This window comes from Megasphaera sp. UBA4233, from assembly GCF_002395615.1.
In the GTDB taxonomy this organism is placed as follows: Bacteria; Bacillota; Negativicutes; order Veillonellales; family Megasphaeraceae; genus Megasphaera; species Megasphaera hexanoica.
The window spans coordinates 19500-41775 of sequence record NZ_DGXL01000002.1 but is presented as its reverse complement, the minus strand read 5'-3'; the positions used below and the strand labels follow the sequence as shown (position 1 = coordinate 41775).

Annotated in this window: 19 protein-coding genes; all 19 read right to left on the bottom strand. The window is 53.6% G+C overall.

Features of this window, described 5'->3' with window-relative positions; all coding sequences use genetic code 11:
- Positions 1-228: 228 nt before the first annotated feature.
- The 19 genes from B2U90_RS00330 to B2U90_RS00240 all read right to left on the bottom strand — a co-directional run bounded on the left by B2U90_RS00330 (position 229) and on the right by B2U90_RS00240 (position 22275).
- Positions 229-834 carry a nucleotidyltransferase family protein gene (locus tag B2U90_RS00330; protein WP_170087081.1) on the bottom strand — a complete coding sequence of 202 codons (606 nt, stop codon included), beginning with the start codon at positions 832-834 and terminating at the stop codon, positions 229-231.
- Entirely contained in the window at positions 825-1622 is a 798-nt protein-coding gene (gene yqeC / locus B2U90_RS00325) for a selenium cofactor biosynthesis protein YqeC (RefSeq protein ID WP_292016807.1), read from the bottom strand. Before yqeC ends, B2U90_RS00330 begins: the two co-directional genes overlap by 10 nt.
- The gene (locus B2U90_RS00320; protein ID WP_292016806.1) at positions 1603-2691 is read right to left on the bottom strand and encodes an XdhC family protein; all 1089 of its coding nucleotides are present in this window, start codon (positions 2689-2691) and stop codon (positions 1603-1605) included. The genes yqeC and B2U90_RS00320 overlap by 20 nt, the downstream gene beginning before the upstream one ends.
- Positions 2692-2711: 20 nt before the next feature.
- Positions 2712-3752 (bottom strand): sulfate/molybdate ABC transporter ATP-binding protein, encoded by a 1041-nt coding sequence (locus tag B2U90_RS00315; RefSeq protein WP_292016805.1) that lies wholly within the window; start codon positions 3750-3752, stop codon positions 2712-2714.
- Positions 3749-4423 (bottom strand): molybdate ABC transporter permease subunit, encoded by a 675-nt coding sequence (modB, locus tag B2U90_RS00310; protein WP_292016804.1) that lies wholly within the window; start codon positions 4421-4423, stop codon positions 3749-3751. Before modB ends, B2U90_RS00315 begins: the two co-directional genes overlap by 4 nt.
- 9 nt (positions 4424-4432) lie before the next feature.
- Complete coding sequence (gene modA, locus B2U90_RS00305) at positions 4433-5272, bottom strand: molybdate ABC transporter substrate-binding protein (RefSeq protein ID WP_292016803.1); 840 nt, start codon at positions 5270-5272, stop codon at positions 4433-4435.
- Between the two features lie 38 nt (positions 5273-5310).
- A complete protein-coding gene (locus B2U90_RS00300) occupies positions 5311-6246 on the bottom strand; it encodes an MOSC domain-containing protein (RefSeq protein ID WP_292016802.1) in 936 nt (311 codons plus the stop codon).
- Position 6247: 1 nt separating this feature from the next.
- Complete coding sequence (gene moaA, locus B2U90_RS00295; protein WP_292016801.1) at positions 6248-7216, bottom strand: GTP 3',8-cyclase MoaA; 969 nt, start codon at positions 7214-7216, stop codon at positions 6248-6250.
- Positions 7209-7706 (bottom strand): cyclic pyranopterin monophosphate synthase MoaC, encoded by a 498-nt coding sequence (gene moaC / locus B2U90_RS00290; protein ID WP_292016800.1) that lies wholly within the window; start codon positions 7704-7706, stop codon positions 7209-7211. Before moaC ends, moaA begins: the two co-directional genes overlap by 8 nt.
- A gap of 9 nt (positions 7707-7715) precedes the next feature.
- Positions 7716-8735, bottom strand: a complete 1020-nt coding sequence (locus tag B2U90_RS00285) for a molybdopterin-binding protein (protein ID WP_292016799.1) — start codon at positions 8733-8735, stop codon at positions 7716-7718.
- A complete protein-coding gene (yqeB, locus tag B2U90_RS00280; RefSeq protein ID WP_292016798.1) occupies positions 8732-9586 on the bottom strand; it encodes a selenium-dependent molybdenum cofactor biosynthesis protein YqeB in 855 nt (284 codons plus the stop codon). Before yqeB ends, B2U90_RS00285 begins: the two co-directional genes overlap by 4 nt.
- Positions 9573-9968, bottom strand: coding sequence for a winged helix-turn-helix domain-containing protein (locus B2U90_RS00275; RefSeq protein WP_292016797.1), 396 nt, complete (start codon positions 9966-9968; stop codon positions 9573-9575). Before B2U90_RS00275 ends, yqeB begins: the two co-directional genes overlap by 14 nt.
- 136 nt (positions 9969-10104) lie before the next feature.
- A complete protein-coding gene (gene xdh, locus B2U90_RS00270; RefSeq protein WP_292016796.1) occupies positions 10105-12804 on the bottom strand; it encodes a selenium-dependent xanthine dehydrogenase in 2700 nt (899 codons plus the stop codon).
- A 187-nt stretch (positions 12805-12991) separates the two neighbouring features.
- The gene (gene hydA, locus B2U90_RS00265) at positions 12992-14392 is read right to left on the bottom strand and encodes a dihydropyrimidinase (RefSeq protein ID WP_292016795.1); all 1401 of its coding nucleotides are present in this window, start codon (positions 14390-14392) and stop codon (positions 12992-12994) included.
- Positions 14365-15849, bottom strand: coding sequence for an NCS1 family nucleobase:cation symporter-1 (locus tag B2U90_RS00260; protein WP_113856459.1), 1485 nt, complete (start codon positions 15847-15849; stop codon positions 14365-14367). The genes hydA and B2U90_RS00260 overlap by 28 nt, the downstream gene beginning before the upstream one ends.
- A gap of 85 nt (positions 15850-15934) precedes the next feature.
- Positions 15935-18448: a putative selenate reductase subunit YgfK gene (gene ygfK / locus B2U90_RS00255; RefSeq protein WP_292016794.1), complete on the bottom strand. Its 2514-nt coding sequence runs from the start codon at positions 18446-18448 to the stop codon at positions 15935-15937.
- Between the two features lie 16 nt (positions 18449-18464).
- Positions 18465-19796 carry a putative aminohydrolase SsnA gene (ssnA, locus tag B2U90_RS00250; protein WP_059076424.1) on the bottom strand — a complete coding sequence of 444 codons (1332 nt, stop codon included), beginning with the start codon at positions 19794-19796 and terminating at the stop codon, positions 18465-18467.
- 262 nt (positions 19797-20058) lie between these two features.
- On the bottom strand, positions 20059-20829 hold the full coding sequence (locus tag B2U90_RS00245) for a formate/nitrite transporter family protein (protein ID WP_292016793.1): 771 nt from the start codon (positions 20827-20829) through the stop codon (positions 20059-20061).
- 114 nt (positions 20830-20943) lie between these two features.
- Positions 20944-22275 (bottom strand): uracil-xanthine permease family protein, encoded by a 1332-nt coding sequence (locus tag B2U90_RS00240; RefSeq protein WP_113856463.1) that lies wholly within the window; start codon positions 22273-22275, stop codon positions 20944-20946.
- Position 22276 lies beyond the last annotated feature (1 nt).

The window sequence follows — 22276 nt, the reverse complement described above, 5'->3', positions numbered from 1 at the left end:
TGCACAGTAGTCTTTTTTCGTATATACTAACTTGGTCGTTATTACGAACCATGCATTTATTCTACATGAAATTCTCTGAATGTCAAGGCTAAAAATGCAACATCTTCCGTGTATCCTGCATACAACTATATTCTTTTTTTCACATAAAAAGTCCCATTTTTACGGAAATAAAAAAATATAGAGTATGCTGTTTCCAACAACATACTCTGCACATATATAATAGATATTTTATTTTTTATTCATGAGTGGCAACAAAACCCGGGCATCTGCCACTGTATCGATATCGGAGAGCTCCGTTTCTGATGCATCATATACCCAGCATTGCTTCCCGTATTTTTTCAATAGAACGCCGGCGCCGCAGTCACCGCGGAGGGACATAAGTTCCTGCCGGAACGTACTTCTGAAAACGGCCGGATTTCCTACAATACCCGAGGCCCGCATGGCGCCAACCGGCTGTCCTGAACGGACATATCCCGTCAAAAAACTGGCTATGGTCTGTGCCTGCAGCAGAGGCCGGTCAGCCACAAAAAAACCATAGGCATCACTGTCACGAGTGGCGGTACCAATGCGGATTGAGGCGGCTATGCCCTCTTGACTGGCATCGTTGGGATACACCTGTGCTCCCCGTTCCCGACACCAGTGGCGCAATTCTTCATAGGGTGAAACGACAACGATATCACACCCTATGTTCTCCTGCCGCACAGCTCCTATCCCCTCCCGGAGCTGGAGAAACCCATGCTGATACAGAGGTCTTCCGGCAAAAGGAGTAAGCAGTTTATTTCTTCCAAACCGGCGCCCCTGCCCGGAAGCCATATATACCAGGCTTATATGCACGGAATCCCTTCCTTTCCGGCAAAGGACGTGATGAGCCCTGCAGGAAGATCCATTTCCTGGAAAATCAGGCTGGCAGCGATGCGATGCTGTGGCGTGTCGGCCTGATTCAGTACGGGAAGGACCGGGATATCCCATGCCATGCCGGAAAGGCAGCAGTTCTGCCAGAGCCGGGCAAACAAGCTGATAGACAGCGGTACGGTCCCGTCAGCCGCTTCCTGCGGAAAGGTCCGTCCAAACCGCCGTGCCGCATCAGCCGCCTCATCCCAGCGGAAGCAGACAGCCTGCAAGGACCGTCCCAGTGCCGACAGGCCGGCAATGGACAGTACGGCGTCACACCGGGCGGGAAGGACCGGCTCGTTCGCCCCCGGCACTTTAAAAGGAAGGCGCCGCGATCCATCGGCTTCGACGAGGACGACATCGGCATGGCGCACCGCTGTATGATAGGCCGCATCACCGATATACGAAATCTTGCCGCCATCACAGGGAAGCCCCGCCACGGCAATACCCGTTTCCCGCATCTGCCGGACGATTACGGCGGCATCATCGGTCAGCACGCCATACCGTTCGGGCTGATACATATGGGTCGTCGTCACGACGAGGACGCGTTTGCCTCTGTCCATCAATTCTCGTGCCAGAGCGGCAATACAGGTCGTTTTGCCGCCGGCACCGGTAACGGCCAGTACGACCGGGACATCAGTCCGTGCCAGTTCCGGCAGGATACGGCCTATGCCCTCCCACAGGGTGGATACATGTTCATCCGAATCTTTTTTATATACGACAATGTTCATTCCTATACGCTCTCCAGACTTTGGCATCCTCTTTTTCACGGCCTTCACGGCGGGCCCGGACAGCAATGAGTTCGGCAGCGATACTGACGGCGATTTCTTCCGGTGTCGCCGCCGAAATGGGCAGGCCTATAGGCGCGTGGCAGGCGTCGATGGTATCTGCAGGAAATCCGTCAGCTAATAGTTTGGAACGGACGAAAGCTAATTTTGCCCGGCTGCCGATGACCCCGATGTAACAGGGATGGCAGGAAAGGGCATATTTTTGTGCGTCATAGTCCCCCAGATGGCCACGGGTCATAATGCAGACATAATCGTCGCCTGATACCGGGACATAGTCTGCCAGGTGATGGAAATCAGCTGTAATCCGCGCGGCCGCATCAGGAAAACGGCTGGCAGATACAAATTCGCCCCGGTCTTCGACAACAGTACAGGAAAATCCCAGCCCTGTCAAGAGTGGAACCAGTGCTTTCGCCACATGACCGCCCCCGAAAACGATGACCCGCCGGGGATAGGCCAGTATTTCTTTATATAAGAGATGTCCTGGAAGGGATACTATGGCCGGTATGGAGCTTTTCTGACCCGGTTCTTCATGAAATTGCTGCAAATAGCGGTCATGTCCACAATATATCGGTCCATCATCTGTAAAAAGGGCCATGCCCCAATGCGCCGGATCAGTCAGATCCAAGAAGAGCCGGCAGGCATGCTGCCCCGACAGGCACTGCACCGCCCGGGCCAGCAGGGGCATCAGGGACGGGACAGCCGGATCAAAATACTGACAGAATACGCGCAGTTCACCACCGCATACGGCCCCGATATCTGCTACAGGATCCTTGTGCAGGACCAGTGGCAGTATAAATGACGTTTTTTCTTTCAGAGCCTTCCTGCCCGCTTCACAGGCCAGGTGTTCCTGATAGCCTCCGCCGACCGTTCCCAGCGCCGAGCCGTCTTCCAGAATCAGCTGGTGGCTGCCGGTGCCGCGGGGAGTCGAACCAACCGTATCAATAATCGTCAGTAACACGGCACTGCGCCCGGAAGAAAGTTCTTCGAATAGTTTGGAAAAAAGAGATTTCATCGTATACAGGGTTCCTTTCTTTATGTATGCAGAAGCAGTATATCACGGGAAGATACGCCCAGAGACAATACCCGTGGCGGTTCATGACTCGTTTTATCTACCTGCCACCAGAGAGACGGCGTGTCCTCTTTCTGATTCTGGTAGCGGAATTGTACCAGCCAGGAAAAGGGCCGTTCCAGAATCGTCTCTACCGTAACAGCCTGACCGTTTTCTTCCCGGCCCGGCACAAACGACCGTTCTCCTATGGCTACGGCACACAGGCCCGGCGGGACAGGGCGTTCCGGGTGAAAACGGAGATTCCAGTCCGGCACGACTACTTCATTTTCCAGAAGGCGGGCCGGCGCAATATTCCGGCACCCCGTCAGGATAGCCGCCGCCCTGGTAGGCGGCGCGGAAAAGATGTCCTGTACCTTCCCGGACGAATCGACGCGGCCATCTTCCAGAACGATTATATGCCGGCATAACTGATAGGCTTCGTCCCGGTTATGGGTGACGATCAGGACATCTTTGTCATAGTACGTCAGCAGCTGCTTCAATTCGGCCAGCAGCTGCTCCCTGAGCCATGTATCGAGGGCGCTGAACGGTTCATCGAGAAGGAGGATATCCGGTTCATTGATGAGGCAGCGCGCCAGGGCCGTCCGCTGCTGCTGCCCTCCCGAAAGCTGTCCCGGCTTACGGTCCGAAAGGCCGGTCAGGTGCATCCGTCCGATCATATCATCGACCCGCCGCTGTCGCTCCCGTTTATCCTTGAGATAGCGGATACCACTATAGATATTTTCCTCTACCGTCATATGGGGAAACAGGGCGTAATTCTGGAACAGATAGCCTACATGACGGTCCTGAACGCGCATATCCGTGCGGGAACGGGAATCGAACAGGACGCGGCCGTTGAGCACGATCCGCCCGGCATCGGGTCTTTCGATACCGGCAATGCACTGCAGGGTCTTGCTCTTGCCGCTTCCGGAAGCGCCGAGGATGCCGAGGACACCGCCCCTTGTTTCAAAATGGACAGACAGGGTAAAGGCGCCCAGCTTCTTTTCTATATGGACAGACAGGCTCATAGAAGGCGTCTCCTTTCACGGCCTCTTTTTTCATATACGTTGATGGTGAGCAGCACGACCGCACTGATAGCGATATTGATGAGGACCCAGATAAATGCGTGGTATTCATCATTGGTACGCCAGAGCTGATAGACCGTCGTAGAAATCGTCGCCGTATTGTGAGGGATGTATCCGATGAGCATGGTCGTCGCCCCATATTCTCCCAGTGCCCTGGCAAAGGCCAGCACCGTCCCGGCGATGATACCCTGACGGCAGCAGGGCATACGGATGTGCCAGAAAATATACGTATCAGACAGGCCCAGTGTCCGGCCGCTCCAGGCCAGTGTCTCATCAAAACTTTCAAAGGCCCCGCGGGCCGTGCGGTACATGAGGGGAAAGGCCACTACTGACGAAGCGAGGACACCGCCGTACCAGGTCATGACAAAGCGGATACCCACATCGTTGAGAAACATGCCGACAGGATGCTTCAGGCCGAAGACGAGGAGGAGCAGCCAGCCGCAGACCGTCGGCGGCAGGACCAGTGGCAGCGTGAGGATGACATCGAGGATTCCTTTTAATATGCGGGGCAGGCGGGCAACGTAATAGGCCAGGCAGATGCCGCTGAAAAAGACGAGGATGCAAGAAATGCCGGCAATGCGCAGGCTGTTCCACAGAGGATACCAGTCCATCATACCGCTTCCTTACGAGACGGGACTAAAGCCGACGCTCTTAAAAATCCGCATGGCCCCATCCCCTTTCAGATAGTCCAGGAAGGCCCGGGCTTCCTGTTGATGCTGGCTGTGTTTCATAACTGCTGCCGGATAAATGACCTGTCCGCACATGTCTTTCGTCGCTTCATCGACCGGTTTCAGGCGGGCACTAAAAGCATCGGTCGCATAAATGACGCCACAGTCGGCACTGCCTTCCCTGACCTGGGTCGTCACTTCCTTGACATTGGAACCATACGTGATGCGGCCGGCACGGGCAATAGCCGTTTCATCGAGGCCATAGAATGTCAGGATCTTTTGCGTATACTGGCCGACGGGCACATCACTGTTGCCCATGACCAGACGGATAGAGCCTTCTTTCAATTTAGCCGCCATGTCATGGAAGTTCTGAATGCCACCAGGGTTCCCTTCGGGCGTAACCAGAACGACTTTGTTTTCCAGAAGATTGACCCGGCTGTCGCTCTTGACGAAATCGAGGCCGTCGGGATTAGCTTTTTTATCCCGGGAACCATCGAGCTGATTCATCTGCTTCTGGGCAGCCGAGATGAACAAATCGCAGTCTGCTCCGTTCTGGATTTGCGTTTTCAGTGTACCGGACGAATCGAAATTAAAAGAAATTTCTACGTTGGGATGTTCCTGTTCGTACTCTTGGGCAATCTGGTTCATCGTTTCTGTCATGCTCGCTGCAGCAAACACCGTAAGATGAACCTTATCTTTTCCTCCCGACGCCGTTTCTTTCTGTCCGGTTCCGCATCCGGCCAAGGCAAACACCAACGTTCCCGCCATAATCGCTGCCATTATTTTTTTCCACATACGGTGTCTTATCTCCTTTTTCATCGGTAATCACAGGGTCATGTCCGGGCACAATCCCCGCCTTCGCCGCGCAACAGGTCGAGACCGTGGGGAATCGTATCCAGAAAGACATCCATACATTCCTGACAGGCTTTTTCACTGCCCGGCAGGTTGATGATCAACGTCCGTTTTCGGATAACGCTGACCGCCCGGGACAGCATAGCCCGCGGCGTAATCTTCAGTGAGGCCGCCCGCATGGCTTCGGCAATCCCTGGCACCATGCGGTCGGCAACGGCTGCCGTCGCTTCCGGCGTGACATCGCGGAGAGAAAATCCCGTACCGCCTGTCGTCAGAATAAGATCTACCTGGCGCTGGTCTGCCAGCCGGCAAAGCTGCTGCCTGAGGGGTGCTGCTTCATCGGGAAGAAGCAGCGTTTCCACGACATCATATCCTGATTCCTTCAGTCTGGCCACAATGGCCGGCCCGCTCGTATCCTGGCGTTTTCCCCGACATCCTTTATCGGACAGGGTAATGACCGCCGCCTGATAGGGACGCCGCTCCCGGCGCTCTGCTATGACCAGCTCGTCACCGGCCCGCAGGATGCCTCCACGGACGACCCGGGCAAACACGCCCTCCCGGGGCATGATACAGTCACCTACGGCCTGATAAATCGCACAGTGCTGATGGCATTCCTTGCCCACCTGTGTCAGCTCAAGCAGGACATCGCCGCTTGTAAACAGCGTCCCTACGGGAAGAGCGGAAAAGTCAAAGCCGCGGACGACGAGATTTTCCCCGAAGGCCCCGCTCTGCACATCGGCCCCACGGGCACGGAATGCGTCGATCCGGTCTGCCGAAAGCAGGCTGACCTGACGGTGCCAGTGGCCGGCATGGGCATCTCCCCGGATTCCCCAGTCAGCGACCAATTCTGCCGACTCTACGGGCTGTTTCTGCGTGCCCCGTACTGTACTGATACATATGGCTTCTATGCGTCCCATCTTATCCTCCAATCTGATTCATCGTTTTATGTTCTGTAATCCGGCTGGCATCGGAAAACTGGTGCTGTTCCGGTTTTGCCATTATGGCTCTGGTCACGGCCTGCCGCAGCCGCTCCTGCCGGTCGGGAAGTCCGCTCCGGATAATGTCTTTGACAGATATGCCCTGTTCATAGCACAGACAAGGTTTCAATACGCCCGTACTGGTCAGACGCAGCCTGTTGCAACTATGACAGAACTGGTGCGTATTGGCTCCGATAAAGCCGATATGTCCCGTAAGAGAAGTACTGCCATAATAGACGGCCGGCCCGTTGCCATGGTGGCGGCAGAGGGACAGGTCGGGCCAGACCTGTTTCAGCCGGGAAAAAGCTTCGCCAACAGGGACACCCTTCATCTGCCGGCCACAGCCGATTGGCATGAGCTCAATGAACCGTACGTCCAGCGGCCAGTCACGGGCCAGTTCCGCCAGAGGCAGGATCTGGGACACCGTTTCCTCCAATAACACCGCATTCACCTTAATTCTGACTGGCCGTGTCAGTGCCTGCCGGAGAGCGGATAGAACCACATCGAGCTTCCCGCCGCCGGTCAGGTTTGCATACTGACCGGCCGAAAGCGTATCCAGACTGATATTGATACTGCTCACTCCGACCTGACAGAGAACAGGAAGGGCCTTATTCAGGAGCTGACCATTGGTGGTCAGTGTCACATCACAGACGCCCGGCAGCGCCGTGAGTTTTGATATAAAGGAAAGGGCTCCCTTTCGCACGAGCGGTTCGCCGCCGGTCACTTTAAAACGATTGATGCCCAGTGAAACAGCAGCGTTACAAATTTCCAATATTTCTTCATAACGCAGGATTTCATCGTGCCCAACAGACGGCACGTCAGAGGGCATGCAATAGCGGCAGCGCAGATTGCAGCGGTCCGTCAGGGAAATACGCAGATAATCGATAGTACGGCCCCAAGTATCACGCATGTGGGTCGTCTCCTTTCCCATAGATAAAATGGCCGCTTTTGCCACCTTTCTTCTCTACCAGATGAACCTGTTCGATGTGCATATTTTTATCGACGGCTTTGCACATGTCATACACGGTAAGCAGGGCTATAGAAACACCTGTAAGCGCTTCCATTTCGACACCTGTCCGGCCCTGGCAGCGTACCAGACAGCGGGCCTCGATGGCACGGTCTTCCGGTACGGGAGAAAAGGTTACGGCACACTTGGTCAGTGCCAGGATATGGCACAGGGGAATGAGATCACTCGTTCTTTTTGCACCCATGATGCCGGCAATCTGGGCCACCGTAAGTACATCGCCTTTTTTCATAGTACCGGCCTGTACCATGGAAAAGCAGGTATCGCTCATATAAATCCGCCCAACGGCCACGGCTTCCCGTGCCGTTATTTCCTTCTGACCCACGTCTATCATGCGGGCGTTACCTGCTTCATCGATATGAGAAAAATGTTCCATTCTTTCCTCCTATTTGCCAAATCCGCAGTTCGGGAAGGTACAGACCGGGCAGTTCAGGCAGTATCCGCCTTCTCCCAAAGATGCCAGCTGACCTGCCGTAACAGGAACGCCGGCAATAAGGGATGGCAGGACGAGGTCGAAAATAGTCCGCCGGGCGTACATGACACATCCCGGCAATCCCACGACAGGCCGGCCGTCGGTCATATAGGACAGGAGGAACATCGCTCCTGGCAGGACCGGTGCCCCGTAAGAGACGATGCGGGCTCCCGTGTTTTTGATGGCCAGCGGCGTCTGATCGTCAGGATCGACACTCATCCCACCCGTGCAGAGAACCATGTCCAGGTGCTGTTCCAGCATGCCGTTGATAGTCCGGGTAATGGCCGCCGGATCGTCATCGAGAATGTCGTGGGCTTCCATTACCGCCCCGAATTCCGCCATTTTGGAAACGATGACATCGGTAAACGTATCTTTGATACGGCCGTGGAACACTTCACTGCCCGTCGTCACGACGCCATAGCGGATGTTCTGGAAGGGAACGACCTGCATCAGCGGTTGGGAGCCGGCTGCCTGTTTTGCCGCCTCCATTTTTTCCTTTTCAATGACCAGCGGAATGATCCGCGTCCCGGCCAGACGGTCTCCTTTTCTGACGGCAAATCCGCCATGCCGGGTGGCAATCATCATCTGACCCAGGGCATTAACCCGGTACAGGCCCTGCGTATCGACGAGAAACAGACCGTCACAGTCCGCCGTCAGTTCTATTTTGCCTTCCTTAGGTTCTCCAGCCGCAATATGACTGCCCTGACAGATATCCCGCAGGATGATCGCCGCATCATTTTCATGAAGCATATGTTCATTATTTTCCCAGATATAAATCTGTTCTTTTCCCACCGACAGCAGAACGGGAATGTCTTCCGGCTGGATAATATGCCCCTTGCGGAAGACGGGACCCTTGCTCACGCCACGGATGATCTGTGTAATATCATGACAGAGCACCTGTCCGACGGCATCGACGGTACGCATTTTTTTCATCGTTTCTGCACTCCTTTTTTCTTCTGATCCATCAGGACAGCCGTCAGTACGGCACCGCCCAGGCACCGGGCTTTATCTGAAATGGTGAAGCAGTTTTTCAGTTCTTCCTTCCGGGGATCGATATCTGCAGTCTTAAACCCTGGCGTAACGGGATACCCGTCCCGGATCAGCCCCCGTACCAGACCGGTCAGGCTGGCCCGGATGAGCGACCCTTCCGTACGGATAGAAACGGTATCCTGTGGGGTCCCGGTGATGATGGCTACGGGATCGCCCTGTTCCACCATATCGCCAATCCGCACCAGTCCATACACATATCCTGCGGCCGGGCTGTGCATTACCCGTTCTTTCCCATATCCGGCAATGATGCCGGGAATTCCCGTATTGGCAGCAGCCGTTCCATCGGTGATGATCCGGCCCAGATTATGACCCCGCTTCGTTTCAATGACGTAGTCCACATCGCACCCAGCCGTAAATCCCGGACCGAGTCCGATGACACAGGGCGCCATGTCCCGCGTCGTGCCCAGGTTCTTTTTAGCGAGGATTGCATCGACGACGACAGCCGGCTTAAGATCGGCAATTGCCTTTCCTTCCGGATCAATCATAAGGGGAATCTGATTTTTTTCCCAGGTCTGCTGCACGTCTTCATAGGTATGGCAGCGGACAGCCATCATATCTTCTACCGTACAGCGGCCATCATACACGGCCTCTGACAAGGCTACCTGACGACGGATGGCTGACGGCGCGGCCACTTCCAGGGATACTACGGGGAAACCGGCCCGCCATAACGCTTGTATGACACCAGTGGCCAGATCCCCTCCCCCACGGACGATAATACAATTATGTTGTTTCATGACCTAACTCCTTTAACCGGGCAATTTCACCGGGATTGAATGAACGCTCAAACTCCTGTCTCGCCGTTTCATTTACTTTCTCTTCCAATTTTTCATACCGCTGGAGAAGAATTTCTGCAGCCTTCGTCAGCCGGCTGTGCCCTCCATGGCTGCCGCCGGCCTGTCGTTCTGTCAGGGGAAATCCCCAGATTTCTTCGGCCGCCCGCACGACCGTCCAGGCTTTGCTGTAAGACATGTGCATGGCCTGGGCAGCCCCTTGCAGCGACCCGGTGCGCCGCACACCGGAAAGCAATTCGGCTACACCGGGACCAAAGGCTTTTTCATCGGTCATCATGCGGACCGTGACCTTGCACCGCAGTCTCTTATCCTGATCTCTGTTCATGACGGTCTGCTCCTTTCAGGCGATATGTTTATGTGCGAATAACGCAGGGAGAAAGAAAACCGGCTTGCTGGAACTGCCGGTTTCTTTTTATTTTTTATTATAAGCGATAGCATCCCATCTGAAAAGTACGGCCGGTTTATTTTTTTGCCTGTTTTCTGGCATAGGGCGTGCCTTTCAGGGGAAGTTCCGTCTGAAACTCACCATTCCAGCGGTAGTACGCCCCTGCTACAGCTGGTGCCGTCGGGATAGATGTGATTTCACCGACGCCGATAGCACCGTACGATACGTCTACCCCTTTCTTTTCCAGGGGAATCGCTTCTACGACAGGTGCCTTGTCGGCACGGAATAATCCCAGTGTCCCGTACTTAGCCGTCGGCCTGCCGTGATCAAGAGGATACTGCTCCGTCAGGGCATAGCCACAGCCCATGACGGTACCGCCTTCAATCTGCCCTTCCAGACTCCGGGGATTGACTACTTTTCCTACGTCATGACAGGCTACCATCTTTTTAATCGTGCCATCTTCATTGAGGATACATACGTGAGTCGCATAACCGTAGGCGACGTGGGATACGGGATGTTCCTTGCCGGACGTCCCCATGGCGTCGGTTTTACCATAGTATTCGCCATAGTATTCCGTCCCGTCCAATAATGCCAGGTCTTCTGCCGTAAAGCGTACAGCTGCTGTTTCCGGCGATTCTTCTTCGACCATGACATCTTCCAGATAGGCACTGGGCGTACGGCTTGCTGCATAGGTCAGCCCTTTTCGGGCAAACAAAGCCCGGCGCAAGGCCTTGGCAGCCCGGCGGCCCGCTTCTCCCGTGAGAGTCGTCTGCCGCGATCCGGAAGTCGTTCCCGCATCAGGTGCCGTTGCCGTGCTGGGATTATGCCAGCAGATGTGGCTGACCGGAGCGCCGGCCGCCTGGGACACGATCTGTGTCAGGACCGTACCGACACCCTGGCCGATACAGGAAGCACCGGCATGGATATGGATCGTACCGCCTTCCACGACGAGACGGCAGCGGCCATAATCGGGCAATCCTACGCCGACGCCGGCGTTTTTGAGGGCACAGGCTATGCCCACATAGGGACCGCTGTGATAATACGTGTCCTTTACGGCTTCCAGTGTCTCTGCCAGTCCCGTCGCCGGATCGGCAATCTGCCCGTTCGGCAGCACCTGGCCGGGACGGATGGCATTGCGGTAGCGGATTTCCCAGGGATCAATTCCTACCATTTCCGCCAAAAGGTCGAGATTCCGTTCCGTTGCAAAAATCGTCTGAGTCACACCAAAACCGCGGAACGCTCCTGCCGGCGGGTTATTGGTATATACGGCGGTCCCGTCGATATCGATAATCTGGTAGTTATACGGGCCGGCCGCATGGGTGCAGGCCCGCTGCAATACCGGACCACCCAGAGAAGCATAGGCCCCATTGTCGGTCACGGCTACCAGTTTCATGGCCGTCAGTCTGCCCTGTTCATCACAGGCTGTTGTCAGGTCCATGCTGAATTGATGGCGTTTGGGATGGATGAGGATGCTTTCCTGCCGGGTCAGTTTGCATTTGACAATCCGCTTCGTCTTGTAGGCAATGAGCGCTGCCAGATGCTGGACCGTCACATCTTCCTTCCCGCCGAAGCCACCGCCGACGAGCTTGTTCTCAACGATGACTTTTTCCTGGGGAAGTCCCAGGAGGAGCGCCGTTTCCCGCCGCGTGTCATAGGGGCTCTGATCGGTCGAATAGATATAGACGCCATCGTCAAAGGGCATGGCTACGGCACATTCCGGTTCCAGGAAAGCATGTTCCGTCCAGGGCGTTTCATAATGGCGGGTCACTTTATATTTAGAGGCCGCAATGACCGCGTCGGCATCGCCGCGCACCAGATGTTCGTGGACGAGGATATTGGACCCGTGGGACGGATGGACCAGCGGAGCTCCCTCTGCCAGTGCTTCAACTGCCGATGTAACGGGCTGTAACTCTTCATATTCTACCTCTACGAGCTTTTTGGCTTCAGCCAGGATATCCGGTGTTTCCGCCGCCACCAGAGCAATGGCATCACCGAGGAAATGGGTCGTCTTTCCGACGCCGATAAGAGTATCCCAGTCGGTCTTCAGGTGTCCGACTTTGACAGAACCGGGAATATCATCGGCCGTCAGGACACAGATGACACCGGGCAGGGCCTTTGCCTTTTCCGTATGGATGGCTTTGACGACGGCCCGGGGATACTGGCTGCGTACGGCACTGCCATAACACATGCCCGGCAGATCGACTTCGTCTATATCGTCTGCATACTGTCCCGTTCCCAGTACTTTTCCCTTGACATCGATGCGGTGGCAGGCTGAACCGACCTGGGGATATTCGTCTTCTGCCGGTACGGGAGTTCCCTTATCCAGCATATCCGCAGCCAGAGCGATGGCGTCGATGATTTTTTTATAACCCGTGCAGCGGCAGATATTATTGCGGATAGCCGCGGCTATCTCTACCCTGTTCGGCCGGGGATTGGCATCGATGAGCGCTTTGCCGCACATGACCATGCCCGGGATACAGAAGCCGCACTGCACGGCGCCAGCTTCTCCAAAGGCATAGACGAATACATCTTTTTCCCGCTGTGACAGTCCTTCCACCGTCAGGATACGTTTGCCAGCCATCCGGCCTGCTTTCTGTACGCAGGTTTTCGTCGCTTTCCCGTCGATGACGACGGTACACGTGCCGCAGGCACCTTCACTGCAGCCATCTTTTACCGATTTCAGCCGCAAATCATTGCGCAGAATATCCATCAGCTTCCGTTCCGGATCAACCTCAATTTCTCTGTTGTTAATCCACAATTTACATGTCCTATCCATAACAGTCCTCTTTCCGCCCCTTCAGACTTTCAGTGATATGTCTGTCATGGCTGCCATTTCGCCCAAAAGCGGGAAAGCTCCAGGCGGGGGAAAATACCAGACAGGAACATACGAATATGAAGTTTATATTTTATATTTCTTTCGTGTAACATCAACCATGTCACAACTGCTACATATCTTTCTTATATCATACCCTTACAATGTCTTCATAGGCAATGGTGCGTTTGCGGTGCAGCAGGGTTCCATAGCCTTTCTGGCCTGTAAACGTATTGTCCCTGGCTATGATCTGACCGCGGAGCATGACAAGATCGATGGCACAATCGGTGGTCATGCCGTCATACGGAGAATAGCCGCAGGTTGTATGCAGCGTATCCCTGCCAAAGGTGTGTGTTTTCGCCGGATTGATGAGGATGACGTCGGCATCACTGCCCGGCATGAGAGTCCCTTTCTTCGGGTAGAGTCCGAATATTTTTGCCGCATTAGTGCTGGTAGCCTGTACGAATCGTTCCAGTGAAATCCGTCCTTTCAGGACGCCTTCGCTGAACAGGAGCGGCATCCGTTCTTCCACGCCGGAAACGCCACCGGGACAATTCCGGAAATCAGCAACATTTTCCAGTTTTTCCTTTTCTGTAAAGGGGCAGTGGTCGGTAGCGATGACCTGAACCGATCCGTCGCGCAGTCCCTGCCAGATGGCTTCATTATCTTCTTTCTTGCGCAGTGGTGGCGCCATCATGTATTTGATGGCTTCTTCGGGACCGCCATCGCAGAATTTATCTTCTGTCAGGAGCAGGTACTGGGGGCACGTTTCAACATAAATATTCTTCTGCCCTTCCCTGCGGGCCAGCCGTACCTGATCCAGGCTTTCATGAGCCGAGAGATGGACTACGTATACCGGTGCATCTCCGTCGGCACGGGCGACGGAAAGGAGCATATTGACACTTTCCGCTTCGGCAATGTTGGGACGCGTCAGGGCCTGCCCGATGGGCAGCAATTCATCAGGCTTTAGTTCCTTGCGCAGCGTATTGGTAATGGTGTCATTTTCTGCATGAACCGTGAGCAGACCGTGGTGCTCTTTCATGACCCGCAGGATAGGCATGAGCTGGGGTTCTGTAATGGGAAATCCGTATGTCGTATAGGCTTTGAAGCTGGGGAAGCCTTCATCGATGATATCTCCCAGTTCCTTGAGTATATCGGCATCGACATGCTGGAATACGCCATGGAAACTGTAATCTACCGGGCAGTCTGCCGCCAGTTTCCGGTAGACGTCGAACTGATGATGAAGCGAACATCCTACAGGGCCAAAGGCCATATGGTCGATAATCGTCGTCGTCCCTCCGCAGGCAGCGGCGATACCGCCTGTATAGAAGGTATCGCAGGCCCGGTATTTGGGAGACTGCTGCAAATCCATGTGGGTATGAGGGTCGATGCCGCCCGGGCAGACGTACATACCATCGGCATCGATGACTTCTTCTGAACCGTGATAGATTCCCTTTCCCAGTTCTTCTATGATACCGTCGTTAATTTTCAAATCGGTCCTGACGTGCTGTCCTTCGAGACAAACTATTCCGTTTTTGATGACGTATTGCATGATGAATTACCTCCCAACTTGCAAACCAGGGCGTAGGTAATACAAGCGCCGAGTGTACCAAATACATAGGCATTATTAAAGAGCGGGCTCAGGGCCGGTACCCATTTGCCGGCAAATATGATAGCCGTAAAGATGAGCATGATGACGATAGCCCGGATGTTCCATCCATTAGAATAGAAATATTTGCCCGGTCCTTCAATATAAGCATCGACAATGCTCAGGTCTGTGTGATATTCAAAGAGATAGGCGGCAATGTAAATGCCCGAAATCGGTCCAATCAGTGCGCCCAGGAGCTGGGTGACATCAAAAATCAGATGATAGGCACTGGAAAGAGAATTCCACGGCTGGGCAAACAGGGACAGGAAGGCGACGAAGATAGCCACTTTCCGGTAGCTGAACCGGCCTTTGACATAGGAAGCGACGATGTTGACCGGTGGAATCAGGTTGCCGGCAACGTTGGTCGTCAGGATGGCCATGATAATGAACAGGGAGAAGATAAGCCGGATAATCGGGCTGGGGAAGCAGCCGACGAGGACGGCCGGTTCCCAGATTTCTTTACCGAAGGCCAGCCAGGCACCAGCTGTACCGCAGATGCCGACAAAGGCAATATATCCGGTCATGACTGGGGCGCTGATGATCTGGCCGACAATCTGGGCTCTCTGATTGACGCAGCTTCTCGTAAAGTCCGGCATGGACAGGGCAATACCGCCATCGAAGGCGATCATAGCGGAAAGGGCCGGCCAGAACAGCGTCCAAAAATCCGTATCGCCGCGGGCCTGCACGACCTGGGCACTGAGCAGCGTATCGAGGCTCCATCCGGCCGTCGATAACCCCCAGACGATGACGATCAGGCTCATGGCAATGAGGGCCGGGGCTGAAATACCTTCCAGGATTTTGACGGCTTTATTGCCGGACGCGGCAATGTAGACGTTGAGTGCCCAGAAGATGAGGAAGGAAATAAAGAGTCCCGGAAATCCCAAATCACCCCAGGCAGGAAAAACAGTAGAAATAATAATACTCGTCGCCTGGCCGCCAATCCATGCCTGGACGCCGAACCAGAAAATGCCGAGGATGCCACGGATGATAGCCGGCACGCATAATCCATTCTGACCAAAAATCGCCTTGCCCAGCATGGCATAGTTCATGCCGTATTTGACGCCGTAGTGGCCGATGATCATGGCGACGGCCATGACCAGCGTATGACCCAGGACGATGGTAAGCAGTGCTTCATACCAGGTCATGCCGGCCACGAGGAGGCCGCTGGCTACCTGATAAACGGCAACGGATACGATAATGCCGATCCAGAGATTGGCCATATCCTTCATATGCCAGTCCCGCTTTTCCCGGGGAATCGGTTTCGTCGCATCACTGTAAAAATTTTTGTGAGCCTGAATTTCCTTCACTCCGGCATCGGTCAGGCTGACAATGCCATCGTTTTCTTCCTGATAGAGATTCATAAAAAATCACCTCCGAAAACATATACACTTTTTTGCGCATATACTATATCGCAATTAGAAAAGGATAAACGAGATATCACCGCGCTTACCATAACACATAGGAATAATCACGGAATAATGTATCAATCAATTTCCGTACGGGCTCTTCCAATACAGATGTACCCGATTCACCAACGGTGTACTCTGTTTTCATACCGTCCAGGCGGACGAGGAAACGGCCCGTCTCAGGCTGAATCAGGAGGATGCCCGGATTGGTGCTGTCATCCATATCGGCCTGCGTCCGGAATATCGTCAGTTTATCTTTATACGGAGCCCCCTGCCAGGGACAGAACGACCGGCAGTTCCCGCATTCATTGCAGAGGGCATCGAGATGGATAATCTGCCGGTGCAGGAATCCCGGCACCTGTACGGCCATATTGGCCCGGTTAGGACATACTTCGGTGCAGACTTCACAGACAGCATCACACTGCAGGCAGCGTCGGTCACACCCTGCTTCAGGAGCCATGATGAGCTGACCCCGCTGGGAATAGACGGCTTCTTCATCCGCTGCCAGTTCCGTATCGACACTGACCGGCATGTTCAGGATGGCTTCAGCTGCCCGTTTTCCATCGGCAATACATTCTACGACAGACGTCGTCTTTCCATAGTGACCGTCCCCGATGACAATCAGTCCCGGAATATCTGCCGGTCTGGCAGCGCCCACAAGTCCCCTGACGCCACAGGCCGCCAGCACATAATCAAAATCAGCCAGCTCATCGTACTGCCCGATGCCGTGATCCGTTTCGATATGGACGCCCATTTTTTCAACAAGGGAAATATCCTTATCAATCGCATCGGCTGTAATCTGTCCTTTTTTATCACAGAGGAAGGAGCGGACCATGCCGCCGGCCGCATCATTTTTTTCAAAAACCGTGACATCGACGCCACCACGGGCCAGGAAATACGCGGCTGACAGCCCCGCCGGGCCTGCACCGATAACAGCCGCCTTTTTGCCGTTTCCTGCTGGCGGCACGAGTTCTGCCATGACGGCGTCGTATCCGTTTTCTGCCGCTATGAGCTTATTACGCCGTATTTCCACCGGACTTTCATAGAAATTGCGGGTACAGCTGTTCATGCATGTATGATAACAAATCGTGCCGGTGATAAAAGGCAGGGGATTCTTTTCCAGGATGACTTCCAACGCTTCCTTGTATTTACCTTCCCTGACGAGAGTCATATAAGCCGGGATGTCCTGATGGATGGGACAGGTATCGCTGCAGGGAGCCATAAAGCAGTCCATGACCGGCAGAGGCTGGTCATTCTTGCGTTCCTGGCGCACCCGGGGCATCGGTCTGTAATACGCATCTTTCCGGGCGCGGTCCAGAATATTTCGGATCTTTTCTCCATCGACACCGCAGAAAGAAGGTGCATCGTCTCTGTGTAACCCGCCCGCTATCTGGGACAGTCGTTCATAGCCGCCAGGTTTTAACAGGGTAGTCGCCACCGTAACCGGCCAGATACCGGTGTCTACAATATCCTTTATATTGAAGGCATCGGCACCGCCACTGTAGGAAATACGCAGGCTGCCAGAAAAATCATCTGTCAGCTTTTTCGCTACATTCATGGAAAGGAAGAACAGAGGCTTGCCGGACATATACATTTCTTCGCCCGGTAATTCTCCCCCTTTGATGTCCACGGGAAATGTATTAGTCAGTTTAACACCGAACAGGAGTCCTTTATCTTTTCCCAGTTTCTGCAGGCGCTGCAGCATCGGTACGGCATCGCTATAAGCCAGGTCATCCTGGAAATGACGGTCCGTAAAGGCCATGTGGCTATATCCCAGCTCATCGATAGTCTTCCGGACGAAATCATATCCCAGAAGCGTCGGGTTGCATTTGACGAACGTATTGAGATGTTTTTCCGTCAGGAGATAGGTCACAATCCGTTCGATTTCTTCCGGCGGACAGCCATGCATGGTGGAAACGGTCACGGAATTGCAAATAGTTCCGGGAATCGCCTGTACGTCTTCGGCCGTCAGATTCTGGAACAAATGGATATGACCCAGGAGCCAGTCCCGGCATTCCTGAAAGATTGCCGTCTGGGATGCCTCTTTTAATCCTTCAATGAATGCATCAATCTTAGGGCTGCTGATTCCTTCCAGATTATATCCGACAGACATATTGAACTGGAACCCATCCGCAGATCCCAGGCCGTATTCTTTGGCCAGGACATGGAGGAGGAACCAGGCTTTGACATATTCTTCAAAGGCCTTGGGCACTGTCAGTTCGGTAGACCATTCAACATTGTAGCATTCATCGTCGGCGTGGATACACGGTTTAGCCACAGGCAGGTCTTCCCCGTCGAGAGTCTGTACCGTTTTGAGTTCGAAGAAACGGGCACCTGCCGCATAGGCCGCGGCTATATTCTGGGCCAACTGTGTATGGGGGCCGGCCGCCGGACCGAACGGTGTTTCCAGTTTGCGGTCAAATATCGTATAGGTACGGGACGGATCAGCCTTATATAAATGATGTACGCCGTACACAGTTTTAACATGACGCTCTCCCAAGAGCCATTTCATAAGATGTTCAAAGGGCAGTGAATACATTCTGTCGCTCATCATCTTTCTCCTTTCGTTGTCATCCATTGATCCGCCGGGCAAGTTCAGCTGCCCCCGTGCGGATTTTATCCATCATTTCCTGTTCATCACAAACGAGTAACTCTCTGTCCTTCATGAGGACTCTGCCACTAGCTATGGTCGTCACGACATGGCGACCGTTCATCCCAAAGAGGATGTGACTGTTGACATTGTCTGCCGTAAGCGGTGTCGGCGGTATGTAATCGACGACAATGGCATCGGCCGCCGCGCCTTCTCGTAAGACGCCAAGAGGCCGTTTAAAATACCGGGATGCGATTTTCGGGTTATTTTCAAACAGCATCTGTGGCACTTCTGTCCAAGCTGCATTGGCATCACAAAGATGATGTTTGTGCAGTACATTAGCCACTTTATACGATTCAATCATATCGTGAGTATACCCATCCGTACCCAGACCGGTCAGGACGCCGCGATGTACCAGTTCCATCGTCGGTGGACATCCGCAGGCATTTCCCATGTTAGATTCGGGATTGTGCACCACCATCGTATCCGTATATTTCAGAAGGTCCATTTCATGAGGATTGATATAAATGCAATGCCCCAGCAGGCTGTGCGGTCCCAGGACATCCCAGTCATAGAGCCGGTCCACAATGCGTTTGCCATATTTTTTCAGGCAGTCCTGCAAATCTTCAATGCCTTCTGCCACGTGGATATGGTATCCTGCCCCGGATGGTTTATGATTTGCTGCCAGTTCCATCGTCTCGTCGCTGATGGTGAACTGGGCATGCATTCCCATCATGCCGGCGAGCATGTCTGTCGTATCTTTCTGGGCATACCGGATCCAGGCTTCATTTTCCAGCACCGCTTCTTTTGCCTTGTCCCTGCCGTCCCGGTCGGAAATTTCATAGCACAGGCAGGAGCGGACGCCCATCTTCCGGGCTGCATCGCCAATCGTAAACAGACTGTCCTTGATTTCACCATAACTGGCGTGGTGGTCAAAAATCGTCGTCACGCCGTTTTTGATGCATTCCATATACGTTTCTACGGCACTCAGCCAGGTCAGGTCATTGGTCAGATGCCGGTCGATATTCCACCAGAGACCATCGAGAATGTCGAGGAATCCCCTGGGCGCATATCCATTGATAGCCAGGCCGCGGGCCATGGCACTGTAAATGTGCTCATGGGCATTGATAAAAGCCGGCATGATCAGTCCGCCATGGGCATCTATATAGTCAGCCTGTTCATACTTCTGCCGCATCGCCGGCAACGGTCCGATATCACAGATGATACCGCCGTCCATAACTACGGCTCCATCATGAATCAGTCCACGTTCTTTCGTACGCGTCACAACCGTACCATTTCCAAGAAGTAACATATCGTATCCTCCATTCCGGCTGCCCGGCATCCCTTTATCCGGACAGCTCTTGTATTCTATATGCATTTTTATAATAGTACATTTGCCGTTCCCGTATCTAAAAACATATTAGCATTTTATTTGTATGTGTGTCAAATATTTTTTAGATTATCTAACATTTATTTAGCAATCTGTATAATTCACACGAAATCATGCATTTAGGGCATAAAAAAAGCACGGCCTGGACGGAACGATGATCCGGCGCCAGTGCCGTGCAATGATATTATTGATATTTTCTGCCATAGGCAGCCCATCCATAGGGAATAGACAAAAAGAAAACCGCCCCGGCTATATTGCCCAGTGTCACCCAGAACAGATTATACCCGTATCCGGCCAGGGTAATATCCGGCGCAGCCGGCAGCAGCATCGCCAGCGTCATGACAGTCATGTTGGCAATACAGTGTTCAAACCCCAGTGTATAAAATACGTACAGGCACCAAAACGTCATAATCAATTTACCTGCATCGGAATGACAGCGGAAACTGCTCCAGATGGCCAGGCAGACGAGAATATTGCAGAGGATACCCCGGAAAAAAAGTTCCAGCGGCGGCAGGCTCATTTTCATGACTGCTGCTTCGGTAATCGCCTCCGCCGTCGTGCCCGTATCATAACCGGCACCATAAAACAGCAGGGATAATATAACCGCTCCCAGCCAGTTTCCGCCGTAACAGACCGCCCAGAGGCAAAGGACATCTTTAATAGAAATCAATTTACGCCTCAGGCCATTGTACAGGACAAAGGCATTTCCCGTAAACATTTCTGCTCCGCAAATGATGACCAGGCTCAGGGCAACGCCAAAAGATGCTCCCATAATGATATGCCGTGCCGGCCAGTCTCCAAAAAAACCGCTGATCGTATAGGTCAGCAATATACCAAATCCCAAATAGGCTCCGCCCAGAAGGGAAGCCATCACGTATCCTATAGGATTGTCTTTTAAAAACCGTACCTTGGCTGCCGCACTTTTTGCTGAGGCATCATACGTTTCCTGAAACACCGTATCACCTTCACACCATCAAGATAGTTTTATTATACCACAACCGCATCAGTTTACACGGTCAAAAAGTGCCCCTTTGCGGCCGGAACCATAACGGGACACCTTTGTCTTTTCTTATTTGATTTCTTTAGGTATGAGGAGATTGAGCGTAATAGCTATAAGGGATGCCGCTACGACAGGAGCCTTGCCAAAAATCGTCGTCACCCAGGCCGGGAACAGCGCTAATGTGGCCGGCGCTGCCGAAAGTCCCATTCCCATAGCCACGGCCAGTCCGATAATAGCCGTATTGCGCGGACTGGTCCCTTCTGAAAGGGCCAGTTTGATACCGGTCATGGCAATAGAGGCAAATACAGATACGGTCGCCCCGCCGAGGACTGCATAGGGAATCGTCGTCAGGAGCGCAGAAAATTTCGGGAAAAGGCCGGCAATGAGAATAATGAAGGCTGCCATGCCCAGGACGTGACGATTGATGACCCGCGTCGTCGTAACGATGCCGACATTCTGTCCATAGGTAGACGTAGGCAGGAACCCAAAGAAGGCCCCCAGGATGTTCGTCGCGCCCAGCCCCAGCAATGCGCCGTGCAGTTCCTGCGTTTCTGGCAGGCGGTTCATGGCCCCCGATGTAGTTGCCGAAAAGTCACCGATAGCCTGGATAGAATTGATGACGAACAGGATGGCGATAGCGACGATGGCTGACACATCAAATTCGATGCCGAAGTGCATGATCCGCGGCACCTCAAAATAACCGGCGTTGGCTACGTTGGTAAAATCTACCATGCCCAGTACGAGAGAAAGGATGTACCCGGATCCCATACCGACGAGAATGGATGCCAGCTTCAGGCTTCCTTTGCCGAAATGGGTGAAAAAGGTGACGACGCCCAGCGTAAACAAGGCCACGACCCAGTTCTGCCATTGGCCATAGGTCGGTTGTCCGATTCCGCCGGCCATATAATTAATAGCGATAGGATATAATGAGAGTCCGACTGTAAAAACGACCGTTCCGGCTACGAGAGGAGGAAAGAAATGGCGGATCCGGCGGATGCAAAGCCCCACCAGAATTGCGACCAAGCCACCGACGACCTGTGCACCGAAGATAGCAGCAATACCAAATTCTTCTGTAATAGCCTGCATACTCGGTACGTAGGCGAAACTGACGCCAAAGATGACAGGCAGTCCCGCTCCCAGATGAATCCCGCTGCGCGGTCCGATGGGAAATAACTGCAATGCTGTGCCAATAGCTGCCGCAATAAGGGACGCCTGAATCAGAATGACACTGTCTGCCGGCGACAAATGAGCGACACCGGCAATGATAATGGCCGGCGTGACACAACCGACAATCATGGCAATGACATGCTGCAGGGCAATAGGCAGAGCAACGCGGAAAGGCGGCCTGCCGTTGAGTTCGAATAAGGCGAGTGCACGCTTTTTAGAGTCCGGTTCTGGCATG

Bases quoted from the DNA above. Each gene is read 5' to 3' on its own strand.
- B2U90_RS00315 (WP_292016805.1), bottom strand. From the start codon at position 3,752: ATGAGCCTGTCTGTCCATATAGAAAAGAAGCTGGGCGCCTTTACCCTG.
- B2U90_RS00300 (WP_292016802.1), bottom strand. From the start codon at position 6,246: ATGGGACGCATAGAAGCCATATGTATCAGTACAGTACGGGGCACGCAG.
- ygfK (WP_292016794.1), bottom strand. From the start codon at position 18,448: ATGATGAGCGACAGAATGTATTCACTGCCCTTTGAACATCTTATGAAA.
- B2U90_RS00275 (WP_292016797.1), bottom strand. From the start codon at position 9,968: ATGAACAGAGATCAGGATAAGAGACTGCGGTGCAAGGTCACGGTCCGC.
- moaC (WP_292016800.1), bottom strand. From the start codon at position 7,706: ATGGAACATTTTTCTCATATCGATGAAGCAGGTAACGCCCGCATGATA.
- xdh (WP_292016796.1), bottom strand. From the start codon at position 12,804: ATGGATAGGACATGTAAATTGTGGATTAACAACAGAGAAATTGAGGTT.
- yqeB (WP_292016798.1), bottom strand. From the start codon at position 9,586: ATGAAACAACATAATTGTATTATCGTCCGTGGGGGAGGGGATCTGGCC.
- moaA (WP_292016801.1), bottom strand. From the start codon at position 7,216: ATGCGTGATACTTGGGGCCGTACTATCGATTATCTGCGTATTTCCCTG.
- B2U90_RS00285 (WP_292016799.1), bottom strand. From the start codon at position 8,735: ATGAAAAAAATGCGTACCGTCGATGCCGTCGGACAGGTGCTCTGTCAT.
- B2U90_RS00320 (WP_292016806.1), bottom strand. From the start codon at position 2,691: ATGAAATCTCTTTTTTCCAAACTATTCGAAGAACTTTCTTCCGGGCGC.
- B2U90_RS00260 (WP_113856459.1), bottom strand. From the start codon at position 15,849: ATGAATCTCTATCAGGAAGAAAACGATGGCATTGTCAGCCTGACCGAT.
- modB (WP_292016804.1), bottom strand. From the start codon at position 4,423: ATGATGGACTGGTATCCTCTGTGGAACAGCCTGCGCATTGCCGGCATT.
- B2U90_RS00240 (WP_113856463.1), bottom strand. From the start codon at position 22,275: ATGCCAGAACCGGACTCTAAAAAGCGTGCACTCGCCTTATTCGAACTC.
- ssnA (WP_059076424.1), bottom strand. From the start codon at position 19,796: ATGTTACTTCTTGGAAATGGTACGGTTGTGACGCGTACGAAAGAACGT.
- modA (WP_292016803.1), bottom strand. From the start codon at position 5,272: ATGTGGAAAAAAATAATGGCAGCGATTATGGCGGGAACGTTGGTGTTT.
- yqeC (WP_292016807.1), bottom strand. From the start codon at position 1,622: ATGAACATTGTCGTATATAAAAAAGATTCGGATGAACATGTATCCACC.
- hydA (WP_292016795.1), bottom strand. From the start codon at position 14,392: ATGCAATACGTCATCAAAAACGGAATAGTTTGTCTCGAAGGACAGCAC.